General features: G+C 68.1%; 19 protein-coding genes and 1 tRNA gene. 14 read left to right on the forward strand and 6 right to left on the reverse strand.

Going from position 1 to position 16638, the window contains the following annotated elements:
* Nucleotides 1–19 precede the first annotated feature (19 nt).
* Genes narH through mobA form a run of 4 tightly spaced genes read left to right on the forward strand, consistent with a single transcriptional unit; the run spans nucleotide 20 to nucleotide 3787 of the window.
* A complete protein-coding gene (gene narH / locus EFY87_RS06510; RefSeq protein WP_123270655.1) occupies nucleotides 20–1735 on the forward strand; it encodes a nitrate reductase subunit beta in 1716 nt (571 codons plus the stop codon).
* Complete coding sequence (narJ, locus tag EFY87_RS06515; RefSeq protein ID WP_123270656.1) at nucleotides 1732–2451, forward strand: nitrate reductase molybdenum cofactor assembly chaperone; 720 nt, start codon at nucleotides 1732–1734, stop codon at nucleotides 2449–2451. Before narH ends, narJ begins: the two co-directional genes overlap by 4 nt.
* Nucleotides 2451–3200, forward strand: coding sequence for a respiratory nitrate reductase subunit gamma (gene narI / locus EFY87_RS06520; RefSeq protein WP_123270657.1), 750 nt, complete (start codon nucleotides 2451–2453; stop codon nucleotides 3198–3200). Before narJ ends, narI begins: the two co-directional genes overlap by 1 nt.
* On the forward strand, nucleotides 3197–3787 hold the full coding sequence (gene mobA / locus EFY87_RS06525; RefSeq protein ID WP_123270658.1) for a molybdenum cofactor guanylyltransferase: 591 nt from the start codon (nucleotides 3197–3199) through the stop codon (nucleotides 3785–3787). The genes narI and mobA overlap by 4 nt, the downstream gene beginning before the upstream one ends.
* Nucleotides 3788–3813: 26 nt before the next feature.
* Here mobA and EFY87_RS06530 read toward each other — a convergent pair whose 3' ends face one another.
* The 3 genes from EFY87_RS06530 to EFY87_RS06540 are packed head-to-tail and all read right to left on the reverse strand — an operon-like array spanning nucleotide 3814 to nucleotide 5334.
* A complete protein-coding gene (locus EFY87_RS06530; RefSeq protein WP_123270659.1) occupies nucleotides 3814–4155 on the reverse strand; it encodes a cupin domain-containing protein in 342 nt (113 codons plus the stop codon).
* 31 nt (nucleotides 4156–4186) lie between these two features.
* Nucleotides 4187–4600, reverse strand: a complete 414-nt coding sequence (locus tag EFY87_RS06535) for a DUF488 domain-containing protein (RefSeq protein ID WP_123270730.1) — start codon at nucleotides 4598–4600, stop codon at nucleotides 4187–4189.
* A gap of 8 nt (nucleotides 4601–4608) precedes the next feature.
* Complete coding sequence (locus tag EFY87_RS06540; protein WP_220093536.1) at nucleotides 4609–5334, reverse strand: helix-turn-helix transcriptional regulator; 726 nt, start codon at nucleotides 5332–5334, stop codon at nucleotides 4609–4611.
* A gap of 124 nt (nucleotides 5335–5458) precedes the next feature.
* On the opposite strand from EFY87_RS06540, the gene EFY87_RS06545 reads away from it, so the two are divergent.
* The 6 genes from EFY87_RS06545 to EFY87_RS06570 all read left to right on the forward strand — a co-directional run bounded on the left by EFY87_RS06545 (nucleotide 5459) and on the right by EFY87_RS06570 (nucleotide 12745).
* Nucleotides 5459–7126 (forward strand): fatty acid--CoA ligase, encoded by a 1668-nt coding sequence (locus EFY87_RS06545; protein ID WP_123270661.1) that lies wholly within the window; start codon nucleotides 5459–5461, stop codon nucleotides 7124–7126.
* 21 nt (nucleotides 7127–7147) lie between these two features.
* Entirely contained in the window at nucleotides 7148–8005 is an 858-nt protein-coding gene (gene rsmA, locus EFY87_RS06550; protein WP_123270662.1) for a 16S rRNA (adenine(1518)-N(6)/adenine(1519)-N(6))-dimethyltransferase RsmA, read from the forward strand.
* Between the two features lie 5 nt (nucleotides 8006–8010).
* Nucleotides 8011–8940 (forward strand): 4-(cytidine 5'-diphospho)-2-C-methyl-D-erythritol kinase, encoded by a 930-nt coding sequence (locus EFY87_RS06555; RefSeq protein WP_123270663.1) that lies wholly within the window; start codon nucleotides 8011–8013, stop codon nucleotides 8938–8940.
* A 34-nt stretch (nucleotides 8941–8974) separates the two neighbouring features.
* Nucleotides 8975–10780 (forward strand): ABC-F family ATP-binding cassette domain-containing protein, encoded by a 1806-nt coding sequence (locus EFY87_RS06560; RefSeq protein WP_123270664.1) that lies wholly within the window; start codon nucleotides 8975–8977, stop codon nucleotides 10778–10780.
* An 84-nt stretch (nucleotides 10781–10864) separates the two neighbouring features.
* Entirely contained in the window at nucleotides 10865–11812 is a 948-nt protein-coding gene (locus EFY87_RS06565) for a hypothetical protein (protein ID WP_123270665.1), read from the forward strand.
* Nucleotides 11813–12289: 477 nt separating this feature from the next.
* On the forward strand, nucleotides 12290–12745 hold the full coding sequence (locus tag EFY87_RS06570; protein ID WP_158607532.1) for a peptidoglycan-binding protein: 456 nt from the start codon (nucleotides 12290–12292) through the stop codon (nucleotides 12743–12745).
* Between the two features lie 27 nt (nucleotides 12746–12772).
* Here EFY87_RS06570 and EFY87_RS06575 read toward each other — a convergent pair whose 3' ends face one another.
* Nucleotides 12773–13279, reverse strand: coding sequence for a MarR family winged helix-turn-helix transcriptional regulator (locus EFY87_RS06575; RefSeq protein ID WP_123270667.1), 507 nt, complete (start codon nucleotides 13277–13279; stop codon nucleotides 12773–12775).
* 84 nt (nucleotides 13280–13363) lie between these two features.
* Between EFY87_RS06575 and EFY87_RS06580 the strand changes: the two genes are divergently transcribed.
* Both EFY87_RS06580 and EFY87_RS06585 read left to right on the forward strand, forming a co-directional pair.
* The gene (locus tag EFY87_RS06580) at nucleotides 13364–14149 is read left to right on the forward strand and encodes a methyltransferase domain-containing protein (protein ID WP_123270668.1); all 786 of its coding nucleotides are present in this window, start codon (nucleotides 13364–13366) and stop codon (nucleotides 14147–14149) included.
* Nucleotides 14150–14175: 26 nt separating this feature from the next.
* Complete coding sequence (locus EFY87_RS06585) at nucleotides 14176–14535, forward strand: VOC family protein (protein ID WP_123270669.1); 360 nt, start codon at nucleotides 14176–14178, stop codon at nucleotides 14533–14535.
* On the opposite strand, the gene EFY87_RS06590 is transcribed toward EFY87_RS06585, so the two are convergent.
* Nucleotides 14532–15155: a TetR/AcrR family transcriptional regulator gene (locus EFY87_RS06590; protein ID WP_123270670.1), complete on the reverse strand. Its 624-nt coding sequence runs from the start codon at nucleotides 15153–15155 to the stop codon at nucleotides 14532–14534. The two genes, EFY87_RS06585 and EFY87_RS06590, sit on opposite strands and share 4 nt — an antisense overlap.
* 107 nt (nucleotides 15156–15262) lie before the next feature.
* Here EFY87_RS06590 and EFY87_RS06595 point away from each other — a divergent pair.
* Nucleotides 15263–15341, forward strand: a tRNA-Gln gene (locus EFY87_RS06595).
* A 21-nt stretch (nucleotides 15342–15362) separates the two neighbouring features.
* Nucleotides 15363–16187 (forward strand): SRPBCC family protein, encoded by an 825-nt coding sequence (locus EFY87_RS06600; RefSeq protein WP_123270671.1) that lies wholly within the window; start codon nucleotides 15363–15365, stop codon nucleotides 16185–16187.
* Between the two features lie 13 nt (nucleotides 16188–16200).
* Here EFY87_RS06600 and EFY87_RS06605 read toward each other — a convergent pair whose 3' ends face one another.
* Nucleotides 16201–16614 (reverse strand): DUF2185 domain-containing protein, encoded by a 414-nt coding sequence (locus tag EFY87_RS06605; RefSeq protein WP_181445456.1) that lies wholly within the window; start codon nucleotides 16612–16614, stop codon nucleotides 16201–16203.
* Nucleotides 16615–16638 lie beyond the last annotated feature (24 nt).

Here is a 16638-nt window from a genome sequence, read left to right on the forward strand (position 1 = left end):
AGGGCAAGGTGTTTCGAAGATGCGAGTAATGGCCCAACTGTCGATGGTGATGAACCTCGACAAGTGCATCGGCTGCCACACCTGTTCGGTGACCTGCAAGCAGGCATGGACCAACCGGGCGGGCACGGAGTACGTGTGGTTCAACAACGTCGAGACCCGGCCCGGGCTCGGCTACCCCCGGACCTGGCAGGACCAGGACCGGTGGAGGGGTGGCTGGAAGCGATCGTCCGGCGGGCGGCTGACGCTGCGTTCGGGCAACCGCTTGTGGAAGCTGGCGAACATCTTCAGCAATCCGAAGCTGCCGAGCATTCAGGATTACTACGAGCCGTGGACCTACGACTACGAGACGCTGCTCGACTCACCGGTCACCAAGAACTATCCGGTCGCCCGCCCCTACTCGCTGCTGTCCGGCAAGCCGATGAACGTCGAATGGTCCGGCAACTGGGACGACGACCTCGCGGGCGGACGTGAACACGCCGTCAAGGACCCGATGCTCAAGGGCATCGAGGACAAGGTGAAGTTCGAGTTCGAACAGACCTTCATGTTCTACCTGCCGCGCATCTGCGAGCATTGCCTCAATCCCGCGTGTGCGGCCTCTTGCCCCAGTGGCGCCATCTACAAGCGCACCGAGGACGGAATAGTCCTGGTCGATCAGGACCGCTGCCGCGGCTGGCGCATGTGCATCAGCGGATGCCCTTACAAGAAGGTCTATTTCAACCATAAGACCGGCAAGGCCGAGAAGTGCACGTTCTGCTACCCGCGGGTCGAGGTCGGGATCCCGACGGTGTGCGCCGAGACCTGTGTGGGCCGGCTGCGCTACATCGGGGTCATGCTGTACGACGCGGACCGTGTCCTCGAAGCGGCCTCCGTGGAGAACGACCAGGATCTGTACGAGGCTCAACTCGGCTGCTTTCTGGACCCGTTCGACCCGCAGGTGCAACGCGCCGCGGAGAGCGCCGGCATACCTGGCGACTGGATCACGGCCGCGCAGCGCTCACCCGTCCGCCGGTTGATCACCGACTACCGGGTCGCGTTGCCGCTGCATCCGGAGTTCCGGACCATGCCGATGGTCTGGTACATCCCGCCACTGTCACCGGTGGTCGACGTCATCAAGGACACCGGGTACGACGCCGAGGACCGGCACAACCTCTTCGCCGCGATCGACGCGCTGCGGATCCCCGTCGAGTACCTCGCGAACCTCTTCACCGCCGGCGATGTCGCCACCGTCGAACGGGTGCTGCGGAAGATGGCCGCGATGCGATCATTCATGCGCGACGTCAATCTCGGTGGCGACCCCGACGAGGAGATCGCCGCCTCGGTCGGGATGAGCGCCGAAGACATGTACGAGATGTTCCGGCTGCTGGCAATCGCGAAGTATGACGAGCGCTACGTCATACCGACCGCGCACGCCGAACAGGCCCATGGGCTGGAGGAATTGGCGACGGAGTGCGCAGTCAGCGGCTACGACGATCTCGGGTCGTCCGCAGCTCCGTTCGGCGAAGGCTCCGGGCCCGGTGCGCTGACACCTGTGGCCGTCGAGAACTTCCGGATGCTGCAGGCACGTCAGACCTCCGACGGCGGCGCCGCCGGTCGGGACAGCCCGAGGAGCGGCCGGGTCAACCTGCTCAACTGGGACGGCCGCGGCGTCCCCGATGGGTTGTTCCCGCCGGATGGCCGAGTAGCGAAGGAACGCAGCGGGAGAGCGTATCGAGGCCACGAGAAGGACAGCCGATGAAGAACCTGCGCTGGCAACGTCATCGCCGCACCACACCCGAGTTGCCGGACGAACTCCTTGCGGCGACCTGGCAGCTCGTCTCGCTGCTGCTGGAATATCCCGATGCCCAAGCAGCGCAACGATTTCCGGCGCTCCGCAAGGTCGCCCAGCGCCTGCCGCCGGATGTCGGCCGTCCGCTGGTGGACTTCCTGGACAACGCGTCCGGTCTGCCACTGACCGCGCTGCAGACCGACTACGTCGACACCTTCGACGTGACGCGCAAGTGCAGCCTGCACCTGACCTTCTTCACCAACGGAGACACTCGCCGCCGGGGTGTGGCGCTCGTGGAGTTCAAACAAGCCTACCGGCGCGCCGGGGTCCGGCTGGCCGACGACAGCGCGGAGCTGCCGGACTTCCTGCCGGTGCTGCTGGAGTTCGGCGCGTTCACCGACCGGGAAGCGGCCTGGAAGCTGCTCAACGCCAACCGGGTCGGTATCGAACTCCTGCACGCAGCGCTGGCGCGGCGCGAATCCCGTTGGCTGCCGGTCCTGGACGCGCTCCGGGCGACCTTGTCGTCGCTCGGTGAGGATGATGAGACCGCGCTTGCTGCGCTCATCGCGGCGGGTCCTCCCTCGGAGGAGGTGGGCATCGACAGTTCGCCATACAGTCTCGACCCGCGCATCAATCCGCGACCCGTGCCGATCAAGGTCGGTGTCTCCACCCGAGGAGTGTCCTGATGGCCCTCTTCCTGTGGGTGATCGTGCCGTACGTCTGCCTCGCAATTTTCGTCGCCGGTCACATATGGCGTTACCGCTACGACAAATTCGGCTGGACGACACGCAGCTCGCAACTCTACGAGAACAACCTGCTGCGCTGGGGGAGCCCGATGTTCCACTTCGGCATGCTCGGCGTGATTGCCGGCCATATCATCGGCCTGGTGATCCCGAAGGTGTGGACCGACGCGCTGGGCATCTCCGAGCACGGCTACCACGTGATCGCGCTGGCGGGCGGCATACCGGCCGGGCTGATCGCGCTGGCCGGCATGGTGATCCTGATCTACCGGCGCCGGGTGACCGGCCCGGTCTTCTCTGCGACGACCCGGATGGACAAGGTTATGTATGTCTTCCTCGGCGTCACGATCGTGCTTGGGGTGTGGAACACGTTGGCATCCGGTCTTTTTCATCTTGGTGGCGAATACAACTATCGTGACGGTGTCAGCATCTGGTTCCGTGGCGTCTGGACCTTCCGGCCGAATCCGTCGCTGATGGCGGATGCGCCGTGGAGCTTCCAGGTGCACGCGCTCGTCGCGATGGTGCTCTTCGCACTGTGGCCGTTTACCCGGCTGGTCCACGTCTTCAGCGCGCCACTGGGTTATCTCACCAGGCCGTACATCGTCTACCGGTCGCGGGACGAGCGGTCCGGTCGAGGCACGGGTTCGCGTGCACCGGGGCGTGGTTGGGACAAACCGACGTTGCAGAAGAAATGATCGCGTTCGACGCGGTCGTCCTCGTCGGCGGCGCCGGGTCCAGGCTCGGCGGAGTCGACAAGGCGGCCGTCGAGCTGGCCGGCCGGAGCCTGGTGTCGCGTTCGCTGGACGCGGTGCGCGATGCCCGCACCCTCGTCGTGGTGGGTGACACGTCCGCGCAGGTACCCGCACATGCGATCCGGGTTGTCGAGGACCCGCCCGGCGCTGGTCCGGCCGCTGCGACGGTGGCGGGGTTGCTGGCGATCGAGGAACCGGCTGCGTGGACCTGTCTGGTGGCGTGTGACCAGCCCGGCGCGGAGGACGCCATCCGGCTGCTGGCGACCACGGAGGCGGGTGACGCCGACGGAGTCGTGATCGCCGAGCCGGGCGGACGGATGCAGTGGTTGCTCGGACGCTATCGCTCGTTCGCGCTGTATGACGCCGCGGAGCAACTCGGCGACCCGACCGACCGGTCGATGCGGTCGCTGCTGGACGGTCTCGACCTGCTCGCTGTGCCCGCTCCCGAAGCTGTCTGGCGTGACGTCGACACCTGGGCGGACCACGCGGAGTGGGTGCAGCGGTTGGCGGCTCGGTCGCTCGACGAGTGATGTGCGGTCGCGGGGTGGTCGAGGGCTCAGCTGGCACCGCGAGGCTTGGCGACGGTGAGCAGGACGACGGAGTCCTCGACAGCGTTGAGCGCGTGCCGCGCGGCCGGGATGATCAGGTGATCTCCGGGTGAGCCGTCCCACGTCGCGGCGGCACTGGTGAGCTGGACGTGGCCCTGGAGCACGACCAGGGTCGCTTCGCCAGGGCTCTCGTGCTCGCTCAGTGCGCTACCCGCGGTCAGGGCGATCAGGGTCTGCCGCAGGGTGTGCTCGTGGCCGCCGTAGACCGTGTGCGCGCTGCGCCCGTTGCCGGCTGTTCGTGCCGCCGCCAGTTGCTGCCTGCCAAGAGCGGTCAGCGATCGCTTTTCCATGGGTGGCCCTTTCTCGAGGGGTGACTGAGTCTCAGGACGGTCCGCGACGGTCCGCGCGGACACCGGCTGTCGTGGGCGAATGGTGTCGGAGGAGGTCCACCAGGACGGCTGCCTGACTGATGTCGGCGCTCTTGGTAGCCGTGAGCAGGGTGAGGGTTCCGTGGGTGGCGAGTTCGCGCAGGTGGGCAAGCGCGGCGCCGGATTCGGGCTGGTCGAGTTCGGCGCGGTAGCGGCGCGAGAACTCGGCAAAGCGCTCCGGGTCGTGGCCGTACCAGCGGCGCAGATCGGTGGACGGGGCGACCGCTTTGCACCACTCGTCGAGATGAGCCTGCTCTTTGCGCAGGCCACGGGGCCAGACTCGGTCGACCAGCACGCGGGTGCCGTCCGTGGCGGTTGGCGGATCGTAGACACGGGCGAGCCTGACGGCGTGGGGCCGGGCGGGCATGTCGGAACTCACTGCGCGCGCGTGCCCGCACGAGGGCCGGTGGCAGTCTTGGTGAAACGGGCGACACAGAGGTTCGGCTCGACGAAGGGATCCAGGTGGGTTGCCTGGAGCGGAGCGTCGAGTTCGGCGAGCATGCCGCGCATGAGCCCGAGATGCAGGGTGCAGACCACTTCGCGGTGTTCCTCGGCAATCTCGCGGAACGGGCATTGACGTAGGAGGATCTGCCGCTCGCGCTGGACCGTCACGGCTTCGGGGGCGAACCCCATCTCGTCGAGAAACCCGACCAGGTGGCGGGTCGCCGCGGACGCGTCGACGTGGTGGAACGGCGCCGGCCGGTCGGTGAGGAATCGGCCCCAGGCCTCACCGGCTTCCAGCGCGGCTCGGCCGGGCTGCTTGGTGCGGGTGGCCAGGTAACTGGTCAGGATCTCGGCCAGCAACCGGTAGCTGCGCTGTCCCGATCGAGGGCTGTCAGCGCTCGCGGTGTAGAGAGCCCGTGGCCGGCCCGGCAGTTCGCGTTGCTCGGTCTCGCGGTGGGCAAGGCCTTGCTCGACGAGTCCGTCCAGGTGGAATCGCGCCGTGTTCGGATGCAGCCCCAGTTGGTCGGCGATCTGGCCAACGGTGGCCGGTTCGGCTGCAGCTTGCAGCAGAGCGAGCACCTGGGTTCGCCGGTCACCGAGAACCGGTCCGGTCGGTGGGTCCGGCCGCATCAACTCCTGGCGTTCCATTCGTCGCATATTTCCATATCCCTTTGGTAGAAACAACGAAACCCGAACGGGCTCGTGCAAACGTTCTGTCGGGTTGCCATGCACTCGCGCCGAACCAGTGACGGATGCGGCCGGCATGTGCAACGCTCCGGTTATGGACAGCACGATGCAGCGCACGCCCCTGCTGATCTCGACCCTCCTGCGCTACGGCGCCGAGGCCCACCCCCGCAGCGAGCTGATCACCTGGACCGGGTCCGGCGCGCGGCGGATCACCTACCGCGAGGTGGGCGCCAAGGCAGCTCAGCTCGCGCACGCGTTGCGCGGTATTGGCATCACCGGTGACCAGCGGGTCGGCACCTTCATGTGGAACAACGCCGAGCACGTCATCGCCTATCTCGCGGTGCCGTCGATGGGTGCCGTGCTGCACGCGCTGAACATCAGGCTCTTCCCCGAGCAACTGGCCTACGTCGCCCGGCACGGCGGCTCGGAGGTCGTGATCGTCGACGACTCGCTCGCCGAGTCGTTCAGCAAGCTGCTCCCGGCGCTGACCCGGGTCCGGCATGTCGTCGTCAACGGGCCGGTGCCGGCGGAGGTCCGCGATGCGCTCGCGGCCCCGGCCCACGTGGAGGCGGTCCACGACTGGGCGGAGTTCCTTGACGGGCAACCGGAGACTTTCGAGTGGCCGGATGTCGACGAAAACGACGGCTGCGCAATGTGTTACACCTCGGGCACCACCGGCAGCCCGAAGGGCGTCGTCTACTCGCACCGCAGCAACTACCTGCACTCGCTGACCGCGGTGTCGATGCTGGGGATCGGGCAGCCCGACCGGCTGCTGATCGTGGTGCCGCTCTTCCACGCCAACGCCTGGGGTTATCCCTACTCCGCCATGATCAGCGGGGCGAGCCTGGTGCTGCCCGACCGCTACCTGCAGCCCGAGCCGCTCGCTCGGATGATCGCCGACCTCAAGGTCACCGGCGGCGCCGGTGTGCCGACCGTCTGGAACGGCTTGCTGCAGCAACTGGAGCACGAGCCGGTCGACGTCTCGAGCTGCCGGTTCCTGATGGTCGGCGGTGCTGCCGCCCCGCCGGCGATGCTGCGGGCCTTCCCGGAGAAGTTCGGCATCGAGATGGTGCAGGGCTGGGGTATGACGGAGATGTCTCCGGTCGGCAGCCTCGCTCTCGCGCCGGGAGATGTGGCTCCGGACTCCCCGGACTACTGGCGCTACCGCGAGTCGCAGGGCCGGCTGCTGTGCGGCGTCCAGGGCCGACTGGCCGGGCCGGACGGTTCGCTGCAGCCCGCCGACGGCGAGTCGGTGGGTGAGCTGGAGGTCCGCGGGCCGTGGATCACCGGCTCCTATTATGCGAACGGTTCGGAGAGCGAGGCCGAACTCGCCGACATGGCAAGCAAATTCGACGACGGCTGGTTGCGCACCGGAGATGTGGGGTCGCTGACCGACGACTCCTACCTGGTGCTCACCGACCGGGCGAAGGACGTCATCAAGTCGGGCGGCGAGTGGATCAGCTCGGTCGACCTCGAGAACGCCATCATGGGGCACCCGGACGTGCTCGAGGCGTCGGTCATCGGCATACCGGACGACAAGTGGCAGGAGCGGCCGCTGGCGACGGTGGTGCTGAAGGAGGGCGCGACCGCGACGGCCGGTGACCTGCGCGCATATCTCGCCGGCAAGGTCGCGCGCTGGCAGCTGCCGGACAAGTGGGCGGTGATCGACGAAGTGCCCAAGACCAGCGTCGGCAAGTTCGACAAGAAGACCCTGCGGCAGCGCTTCGCGGACGGTGCGTTGGAGGTTCGCGAGGTGGACTGAGCGTGCCGTTAGAGTCGGCGGGTGACCGAAGACGCCGCCGCCCTGCTGACTGCGCCGCTGGTCCGCGAGCTCGCCGGCAGCCTGGGCGTGCGGCCGACCAAGCAGTGGGGCCAGAACTTCGTCATCGACCCCAACACCGTCCGCAAGATCGTGCGGCTCGCGGGAGTCGGGCGGAGGGACAGCGTCGTGGAGGTCGGCCCGGGCCTGGGCTCGCTGACGCTGCCGCTGCTGGACGCGGCGGCACATGTCACCGCGGTCGAGGTCGACCCGCGCCTTGCCAAGCAACTGCCGCGCACCGTCGGGCAACTCGCGCCGCAGCTGAGCGACCGGTTGCGCGTCATCCAGCAGGACGCGATGGCGGTCACCGAGCTGCCCGACCCGCAGCCGGTCGCCCTCGTTGCCAACCTGCCCTACAACGTCGCGGTCCCGGTCGTGCTGTCCTTCCTCGCGCGGTTTCCGTCGCTGCAGCGCGTGCTGGTGATGGTGCAGTTGGAGGTCGCCGAGCGCCTCGCGGCCGCGCCCGGCAGCAAGGTCTACGGAGTCCCGAGCGTCAAGGCCGCCTGGTATGCCGACGTGCGGCTGGCCGACCGCGTCGGGCGCAGCGTGTTCTGGCCGGCACCCAACGTCGACTCCGGTCTGGTGTCGATGACCCGCCGTGATCCGCCGCAGACCGCGGCGAGCCGGGAGGATGTCTTCGCGTGCGTTGACGCGGCGTTTGCGGCCCGGCGCAAGACGCTGCGCGCGGCGCTCGCACCGTGGGCAGGGTCGCCCCAGGAGTCCGAGCGCATCGTGCGGGCGGCGGGTGTCGACCCGTCGTTGCGCGGGGAGCGGCTGACGATCGGGCAGTTCGCGGCGATTTCGGCGCAGCGCATAGGGTGACGGGCATGGAAGTGACGTCCACGGCCCCGGTGACGGCACGCGTGCCGGCCAAGGTCAACCTCGAGCTACGCGTCGGGCCGCTCGAGGATGACGGATTTCACTCTCTCTCAACGGTTTTCCACGCTGTCGACATCCATGACGAGGTCAGTGTGCGTGCCGCGGACCAGTGGTCGGTCACCACGACCGGGGTGGGTGAGGACCTGGTGCCGGACGACGACACCAACCTCGCGCTGCGCGCGGCGCGGCTCCTGGCCACTCGCGTCGGCACCGACGACTGCCTCGCGATCGAGGTCGTCAAGCGAATCCCGGTCGCCGGCGGTATGGCGGGCGGCTCCGCCGACGCCGCGGCCGCGCTGGTGGCCGTCGACGCCTTCTGGGCGACCGGATTCAGCCCGCGGGAGCTGCAGGACATGGCGGCCCGGCTCGGCAGTGACGTGCCGTTCGCGTTGGAGGGCGGCACCGCGCTCGGGTCCGGTCGCGGCGAGCACCTGGTGCCGGTGCTGACCCGTGGCACGTTCAACTGGGTCTTCGCGCTGCACCATGAGGGACTGTCCACCCCGGCCGTCTATGCCGAATGCGACCGGTTGCGCGGCAACCGGGCCGTGCCGGAGCCGGCTCCGAACGCCGCGCTGATGGCCGCGCTGCGTGCCGGCGACGTCGATGCCCTCGCGGCCAACCTCTACAACGACCTGCAGGACGCCGCCTGCACGCTGATGCCCCGGCTGACCGAGACCATGACGACCGGCCTCGCAAGCGGTGCGCTCGGAGCGATCGTCTCCGGGTCCGGCCCGACGGTCGCCTTCCTGTGCGCCGACCGCACGTCCGCTCTCGATCTGATGGTGACGCTGTCGGCCAGCAACATCTGCGACGAAGTGGTCAGCGCGAGCGGGCCGGTGCACGGCGCGCACCTGATGCACGACCTGCGGCGCCGATGAGTCGGCACCGTCATACCGGAACGAAGACTGTCTGATGCCCAATCTGCTTTCCGCTGAGTCGATTTCGCTTGCCCTCGGCACCAACCAAGTGCTCGACGGGGTCTCGCTCGGTGTCGGCACCGGCGACCGCATCGGGGTCGTCGGACGCAACGGCGGGGGCAAGTCGACACTGCTGCGGGTGCTTGCCGGCACGCAGCTGATCGACTCCGGCCGGGTGACGCGGGTGGGCGGCCTGACAACCGGCATGCTGAGCCAGGACGACCGGCTCGATCCCGAGGCAACCGTCGGTGCGGCAGTGCTGGGCGACCGCGCCGAGCACGAATGGGCGGGCGATCCGCGCATCCGCGATGTCCTCGGCGGGTTGCTGGGTGGCGTGACCTTCGCCGCGATCGGTGGTCCGGACGCGATCGTCGGCACCAAGTCCGGTGGCGAGAGGCGGCGAATCGCGTTGGCGCAGTTGCTGATCGACGACCCAGACTTGTTGCTGCTCGACGAGCCGACCAACCATCTCGACGTCGAGGGCGTGCAGTGGCTGGCCGAGCACCTGGTGCGCCGCCGGGCCCGGCCGGACAATGCGTTCGTCACGATCACCCACGACCGCTGGTTCCTGGACGCGGTCGCCGAGCACACTTGGGAGGTCGTCGACGGGCGGGTCGAGCAGTATGACGGGGGCTACGCGGCATACGTGCTCGCCAAGAGCGAACGTGCCCGCGTCGCCGCGGCCACCGAGGACCGGCGGCAGAATCTGCTGCGCAAGGAGCTCGCCTGGCTGCGGCGGGGCGCTCCGGCGCGCACCTCGAAGCCGCGATTCCGCATCGACGCCGCCAACGAGCTGATCAAGGGCGAGCCGGACCCCCGCGACGAGGTGGCCCTGGTGCGGTTTGCCACGACCCGGCTCGGCAAGGACGTGATCGACCTGATCGACGCGACGGTCGAGGTGGGCGGCCGGCGGATCCTGGACAAGCAGACGTGGCGGCTCGCGCCGGGGGAGCGCACCGGCATCGTCGGCGTCAACGGCGCGGGCAAGTCGACCGTGCTGCGGGCGATCGAGGGCAGCCAGCCGCTGACCGCAGGCAAGCGCAAGCAGGGTCGCACCGTCGAGCTGGCGTTCCTGACCCAGGAAGTGCGCGAGCTGGACGCGTATGACGGGCAGCGTGTCATCGACGCGATCACCGAGGTGAAGAGCTTCATCATGCTGGGCGGCAAGGAGGTCTCCGCGTCGTCCCTCGCGAAGCGGCTGGGCTTCTCGGGTGCCCGGCAGCAGACGCGGGTCGGTGACCTGTCCGGTGGTGAACGACGCCGGTTGCAGCTGCTGCGGCTGCTGATGACCGAGCCCAATGTGCTGCTGCTCGACGAGCCGACCAACGACCTGGACATCGAGACGCTGACCTCGCTGGAGGACGTGCTCGACGGCTGGGCCGGCACGCTGATCGTCGTGTCCCACGACCGTTACCTGCTGGAGCGGATGTGTGACCGGCAGGTCGCGTTGCTGGGTGACGGGCGCATCCGGGAGCTGCCCGGAGGGGTTGAGCAATATCTCGAATTGCGTGCCGCTGCAACGGTTTCTGTGGCTCCGCAACCCGCTGCGACGGTGCCGGCGCCCGAGGCCCGATCGGCGGTCAGCGCCGCGGAACAGCGTGACGCGCGCAAGGAGATGGGGCGCATCGAGCGCACGCTGAGCAAGCTGGCCGACCAGGAGGAGAAGCTGCACGACGCCCTGGTCGAAGCCGCCACCGACCCTGCTCGCGCGACCGAGCTGGACGGCCAGTTGCGCGCCATACATGTGCAGCGCGAGGAGATCGAGGAACGCTGGCTGGAGCTGTCCGAGCTGGTGGAGTGACTGCGACCCCTTCCTCGCCGAATGGTGGCTCGCTCGGGTCGTAGACTGAGCCGTCGGGCAGCGACAGATTGGGGGCTCGTCGGAATGGCGCAGATCTCTCGCCGCGAGGCATTCGGGTGTATGGCGGGTGGCGTCGGTATGGCGCTGCTCACCGGCTACAGTGCATCAGCGCATGCCCGCTCCGCGCCGGTGACGAGGTCGGTGCGCCCGACGGTTACTGACCCGGCAGCAATTGCGGCTGAAAGTGTTCCCGAGACGCCGTCGGCGCGACTGGCTGCGAGCGGGCTGGATCAGGTGGTGCCGCTCGGTGCCGGTATGACCGCGAAGACCGTGGAGAACACAGTAGCGATCGGGAGCCGGCCGGCTGCCGTTGTCGACACCATCGCTTCCTTGGCCGACGAGTTCGGTGCGCAGGCGGCGGGTCTGGTGGGCCGCGCTGAGGCCCACCCAATCCTGATGCTGGTGCCATCGACCGCGCGCGAGTTCCAAGTCTGGCTGGATGCCGGAGCCGCCAGTCTCACGGAGGTTGCGGGCGTCACGGTGACTCCGCTGTCACCGCAGCTGCCGTGGGTCGTGCTCAACCCGAACATCGATGCTGCGACGACCACAGCAGCAGGAGGGCACCATCTGTCGTTCGAGCACACCATCGCGCACGAGGTGTTCCACGCGGTCACTCTGCCCAGCGGTGATCAGACCGCTCCGCGCTGGCTCATCGAAGGTGCTGCCGAGTGGGCGTCCACAGCGCTGACGGGCACAGTGGAGCGGAAGCCGGCCAGGCGCCCTTACCTTCCGACCGAAACGCAGCTGTACGCACCGGCCACGGGGTATGACGCCTACTTCTTCGCTGAATGGTTCGTCGCCTACCTCATGAAGCGGGATCTGGGCGCAGGTATTGATTTCTACAACAAGGCCATCACGTCCCCAGCTCGTGAGACGAGCCCCCTCGCACGGAAATACTTCGGTAGGTCGCTGGAGCAACTGAAGCGACAGTGGCTGGCCGACTATGACGCCGAGACTGCAGGCCTTGACTAGACGTGCGAACGTCGAGAACCGTTGGCGTCAGGACAGTTTCATCCCGACCGTCGCAGGGTTGACGCCGTTGTCGTTCAATGCGGCGGTCCAGATCGTCTTCCCGGCCCGCCCGTTGAGGCAGTGGCAGACGCGGGCGGTTCGTGCGATTCAGCGGCTCGCTGAGGCTGGATTGGCTGGTATATCTTGTTGATGACGCCCCGGTGGAGCGCTGGCCTTGGCGATAGGGCTACATCTCGCCGGGGCTTTGACATTCCTAAAACCGGATTTGTTGAGGAGTGACGTGACCGACCCAGAACGCCGTAACACGGGCGCATGGGTCGAGACCTGGCTCGCCGAGCCGAGGTCCGCTCGCTACCCGACCGAAGCCGCTGGTAAGAAGACCAGCCGTGTCGATGGGGAACGGTCGATGGCTACATAGGCCGCTACTTCAACCACAATCCGCGGTTCATGCGGGTGGGGACGTGCTTCACTGATGACGTGGGAGCGCGGGCGGCCGCGTTGATGGGCCAGGAGCTGGTCAGCTTCGCGATCAACGGCGACGCGGGCTCGACCTACCCGGCCGGCACGGTCTGCACCGAGGCGTGCACGGCCTCGCCTGGTGACATCGTCATCAGCCATATGAACCGTCCCGGTGGGGGCACCGCACCCGGCTATGCGCGCAAGGTTCCTGCACTGAAGGCCCGCGGGTACAAATTCCGCACGCTGAGCCAGGTCATCGGCGCCACAACCAGCCCGCCGACATCCTGGGTCACCATCGAGTACGGCAGCCAGGGCGCCGAGGCCGTCGGGGTGCAGCGGGTGTTGCACCTCACTGCCGACGGCATCTTCGGGCCGATCACCCAAGCCGCTGTCAAGGCATATCAGGGCAGCCACCACTCGGTCCCCGACGGCATCGTCGGTCCGCTCACTGCGCACACCATGGGGTTGGCGTGACCGGAGTCCACACTGACCGGTCGCGGCTCAGTCGCTCGCGGTTTCCACCGCCGAGAGCAGCATGCGCAAGGAGGCGGCGAGCGCCGACCGGTTGCGCTGGGGCAGGTGTTCGAGGATGGCGCGTTCGTGCTCGAGCAGCTCGGTCATCGCCGAGTCGACGGTGTCCCGGCCCGCGGGGGTGAGCCGGACCAACACGCCACGCCGGTCGTTGGGGGCCGGGTGCCGCTCGACGAAGCCGCGCCCGGCCAGCCGGTCGACGCGGTTGGTCATCGTGCCGCTGGTGACCAGCGTCTGCTGCACGAGGGCGCCTGGCGAGAGTTCGTATGGCGGGCCGATGCGCCGCAACGCGGACAAGACGTCGAACTCCCAGCCTTCGAGCCCGTGGTCGGCAAAAGCGCGTCCGCGTGCCTGGTCGAGCAGCCGCGCCAGCCGAGAGACCCGCGAAAGCACTTGCAACGGCTCGACATCCAGATCGGAGCGCTCGCGGCGCCAGGCATCGACGATCTGGTCGACCTCGTCGCGTTCTCCCGCCATACCCACAGTCTACTCGCGAGTTTCTTGACATCGAGACAACCGGATGTATCTTGATATCAAGATAACCAATGATGAGGAGACGCCGTGGCGACCTGGGATCCGCAGCAGTACGAACACTTCTCCGACCTGCGCAATCGGCCGTTCGCGGATCTGGTGGCACGGGTCGGTGCGGAAGCACCGAAGTCGGTCGTCGACCTCGGCTGCGGCAACGGGCCGCTGACGATCTCGCTCGCGCAGCGCTGGCCGGAGGCGACGATCACCGGCATCGACTCCTCGCCGGCGATGCTGGAGCGGGCGCGCGCTCTCGATGCCGCCGGCCGGATCCGGTGGGAGCAGGGCGATGTCGCGGCGTGGCAGCCCTCCCCGGCGCCCGACGTGATCGTCACCAATGCGACGCTGCAGTGGGTTCCCGGGCACGTGGCGCTGATCGAATCCTGGCTGCGCGCGCTGCCTGCCGGAGGCTGGTTCGCGATGCAGGTGCCGGGCAATTTCGACGCGCCATCGCACCGCATCATCCGGGAGGTCGCACGGGCACACCGACGCGCTGACGACCTGGTCGGAGCGCTGCGAGAGGCTCCGGTCGAGACGCCCGAGCGGTATGCCGAGGTGCTCGCTGCCGCCTGCGGCCACGTCGACGTGTGGGAGACGACCTACCTGCAGATCCTGGATCCGCAAGGCGCGCAGCGCAGTCCGGTGCTCGAGTGGGTAAAGGGCACCGCGCTGCGGCCGTTGCTGGACGTGCTGAACGAGAGCGAGCAGGAGGCGTTCCTGGCTGAACTCACGCAGCGCTTCGACGCGGCATACCCGCGCGCGTCATACGGCGTGGCGATGCCGTTCCGGCGCATCTTCGCAGTCGGCAGGAAGGGCTGAAAACCGTGACTTCGCAAGGCTTTACGGTGACCGGTCTGCATCACGTGCAGCTCGCCTGCCCGGCCGGGTCCGAGGACCGGCTGCGAGTGTTCTACTCCGGGCTCCTCGGGCTGCCCGAGATCGCCAAGCCGCCGGTGCTGGCGGCGCGTGGCGGATGCTGGTTCGCAGTGGGTCCGGATCACGAATTGCATTGCGGCATCGAGGAATCCTTCACTCCGGCCCGCAAGGCACACCCGTGTCTGCTGGTGACCGACGTCGACTCGGCAGCGGCTGCCGTCGCCGATGCGGGAGGAGCCGTGCGGTGGGATGACGCCATACCCGGTGTTCGCAGGTTCCACACCGACGATCCTGTCGGCAACCGGGTGGAGGTCCAGCAGGCTGGTTAGAGCGTCTTCAGCGTGGGATCGCGTTCGATGCCGCCGAGCCCGTTCCAGGCAAGGTTGACCATATGGGCGGCGACGGTGTCACGGGAGAGGGACGAGCCGGACTCGATCCACCACTCGCCGGTGAACCCGATCATTCCGACCAGCATCTGCGCATAGATCGGCACGACCGAGACGTCCAGGTCGTTGCGCTCGAACACCTCCACGACGAGCGTTTCGACGTGCCCGGCGACGGTGGACATGATGCTCGCGGCGGACCCGGCGCCGTGGGATGCCGGCGAGTCGCGCAACAGCACCCGGAAGGCCGCGGGCTGCTCCTCGATGTAGCCCAGCAGTGCCGACGCGCTCCGTTCCAGCAACTCCCGCGAACCCCCACCGCCCGTCAGCGAGCCGACGACCCGGTCGAGCAGCTGCCGCATCGCGCGGTCGACGACCACGGCATACAGGCCCTCCTTGCCGCCGAAGTGCTCGTAGATCAGCGGTTTGGTCACGCCCGCAGCGGTGGCGATGTCCTCGACCGTCGTCGGCTGCACGCCGTTCTCGGCGAAGAGCTGCTGGGCCACGGAGATCAGCTGTTCGCGCCGGTCCGCGGCCGTCAGCCGGGAGCGCTTCTTCGGGGGCATGAGGACATTCAACGGGAAACCGCGCGCTCGCGCCGCCGGTTGCCGGGGACCGAGATGCTCCCAGCGCCTCTTGTGGCCTACCCTGGTCGGCGTCCCCGTGGGGGCGATCCCCGGTTGCTCTGCTGGTAGGGGCCGCCTGACTTTGAATCAGGATTAGCGACGTTGGTTCGATTCCAACCCGGGGAGCTCGCGTGTGAAGGGGGTCCGATGGACGACACGACGCTGGAAGCGGTCGGCGGGGAGCCGACGCTGCGGCTGACGCGTGAGCTGACCGCGCCGATCGCCGAGGTGTGGCCCGCCGTGAGCCAGCCAGGTGTCCTCGCTGAGTGGTGTATGCCGATCGCGCCGTTCACGCGCCCGACCGAAGTCGGCCGGGCGCTCGGTGAGGAACAGGGCGCACCAGAGTCCGTCGATCCGCCGACCCGGGCGACCTGGTTGGTGGACGGGGAGGAGTGGACCTTTCGCCTGGCGGAGACGGCGGCCGGCGGCTGCCGGGTCGAGTTGCTGGTCACGTTGGAGGACCGCGACGAGGCGGCTGTCGCGGCGTCGCTGGTGGGCCGGTTCCTCGATCGGCTCGCGCCATACCTCGCCGGAGAGAAGCTGACGTATGCCGCGTTCGGCGATCTCGATGCGGACGCCGCCCGCCTGGAGGAGTATGCCGAGCGCTTCGGCATCGACCCGACCCCGGGCCGTGAGTCCGTCGCGCGCCGCCGGGCGGCGATTGGCACCGCTGAGGCGGCAGAGAACGACGGCCCCCAGCTGAGCCCGGCGAGCCCGGCGGAACTGGCAGATTTCGAGGCGCGGCTGGCGGCATACCTGCGAGAGCACAAGGAGGCACTCGACGCCGCCATGGCCAGGCGCGGCGAGGACGAGATGATGGAGCGGCTCGAGGACTGGCTGCTGCGTGGGTCGACGACCCAGGCGGAGTTTGCCGAGCGCTATTTCTTCCTGCTCGACTGCTTCCGCGCCGACCAGTCGATCGGTCGCGAGGATCTCGACTCCGCCTGGCGCGCAAGCCATCCCGACGACTGAGGCGGCGACCAGATTACGCGCGGAACTGCGGTGGCACGTAGAAGTTCTCCACCGGGATCTCCCGGCCCGAGGTCACGTCGATGATCCGGATGCCTCCCTCGCGTTCGATCGCCAGGTCGCTGCCGACCGGGAAGTCGTAGATGCCGATCAGGGCGGGCTCGATGGCGCACACGTCGTTGAAGGCCATGATCACGAACGGGTCTCCCTGGTTCATGTACTCCTCGGTGTCGAACTCGCTGAAGATGCGCCAGCCGTTGTCCGCGGGCACCTGCGACTTCTCCCGGACCATGAACTTCACCCGGCCGACGCCGTCGCGGACATGCGTGGTGACCAGGCACGCCCCTGCATCCGGGATGAACTCGATCCGCTCGCTGCCAGCCGCCGGCCGGTTCCCGGACGCCTTCTTCTTGCCGAACCCCAATGCCATCCGACGAGTCTGACACTCATGAGA

It is taken from the genome of Flexivirga caeni, from assembly GCF_003724155.1.
In the GTDB taxonomy this organism is placed as follows: Bacteria; Actinomycetota; Actinomycetes; order Actinomycetales; family Dermatophilaceae; genus Flexivirga; species Flexivirga caeni.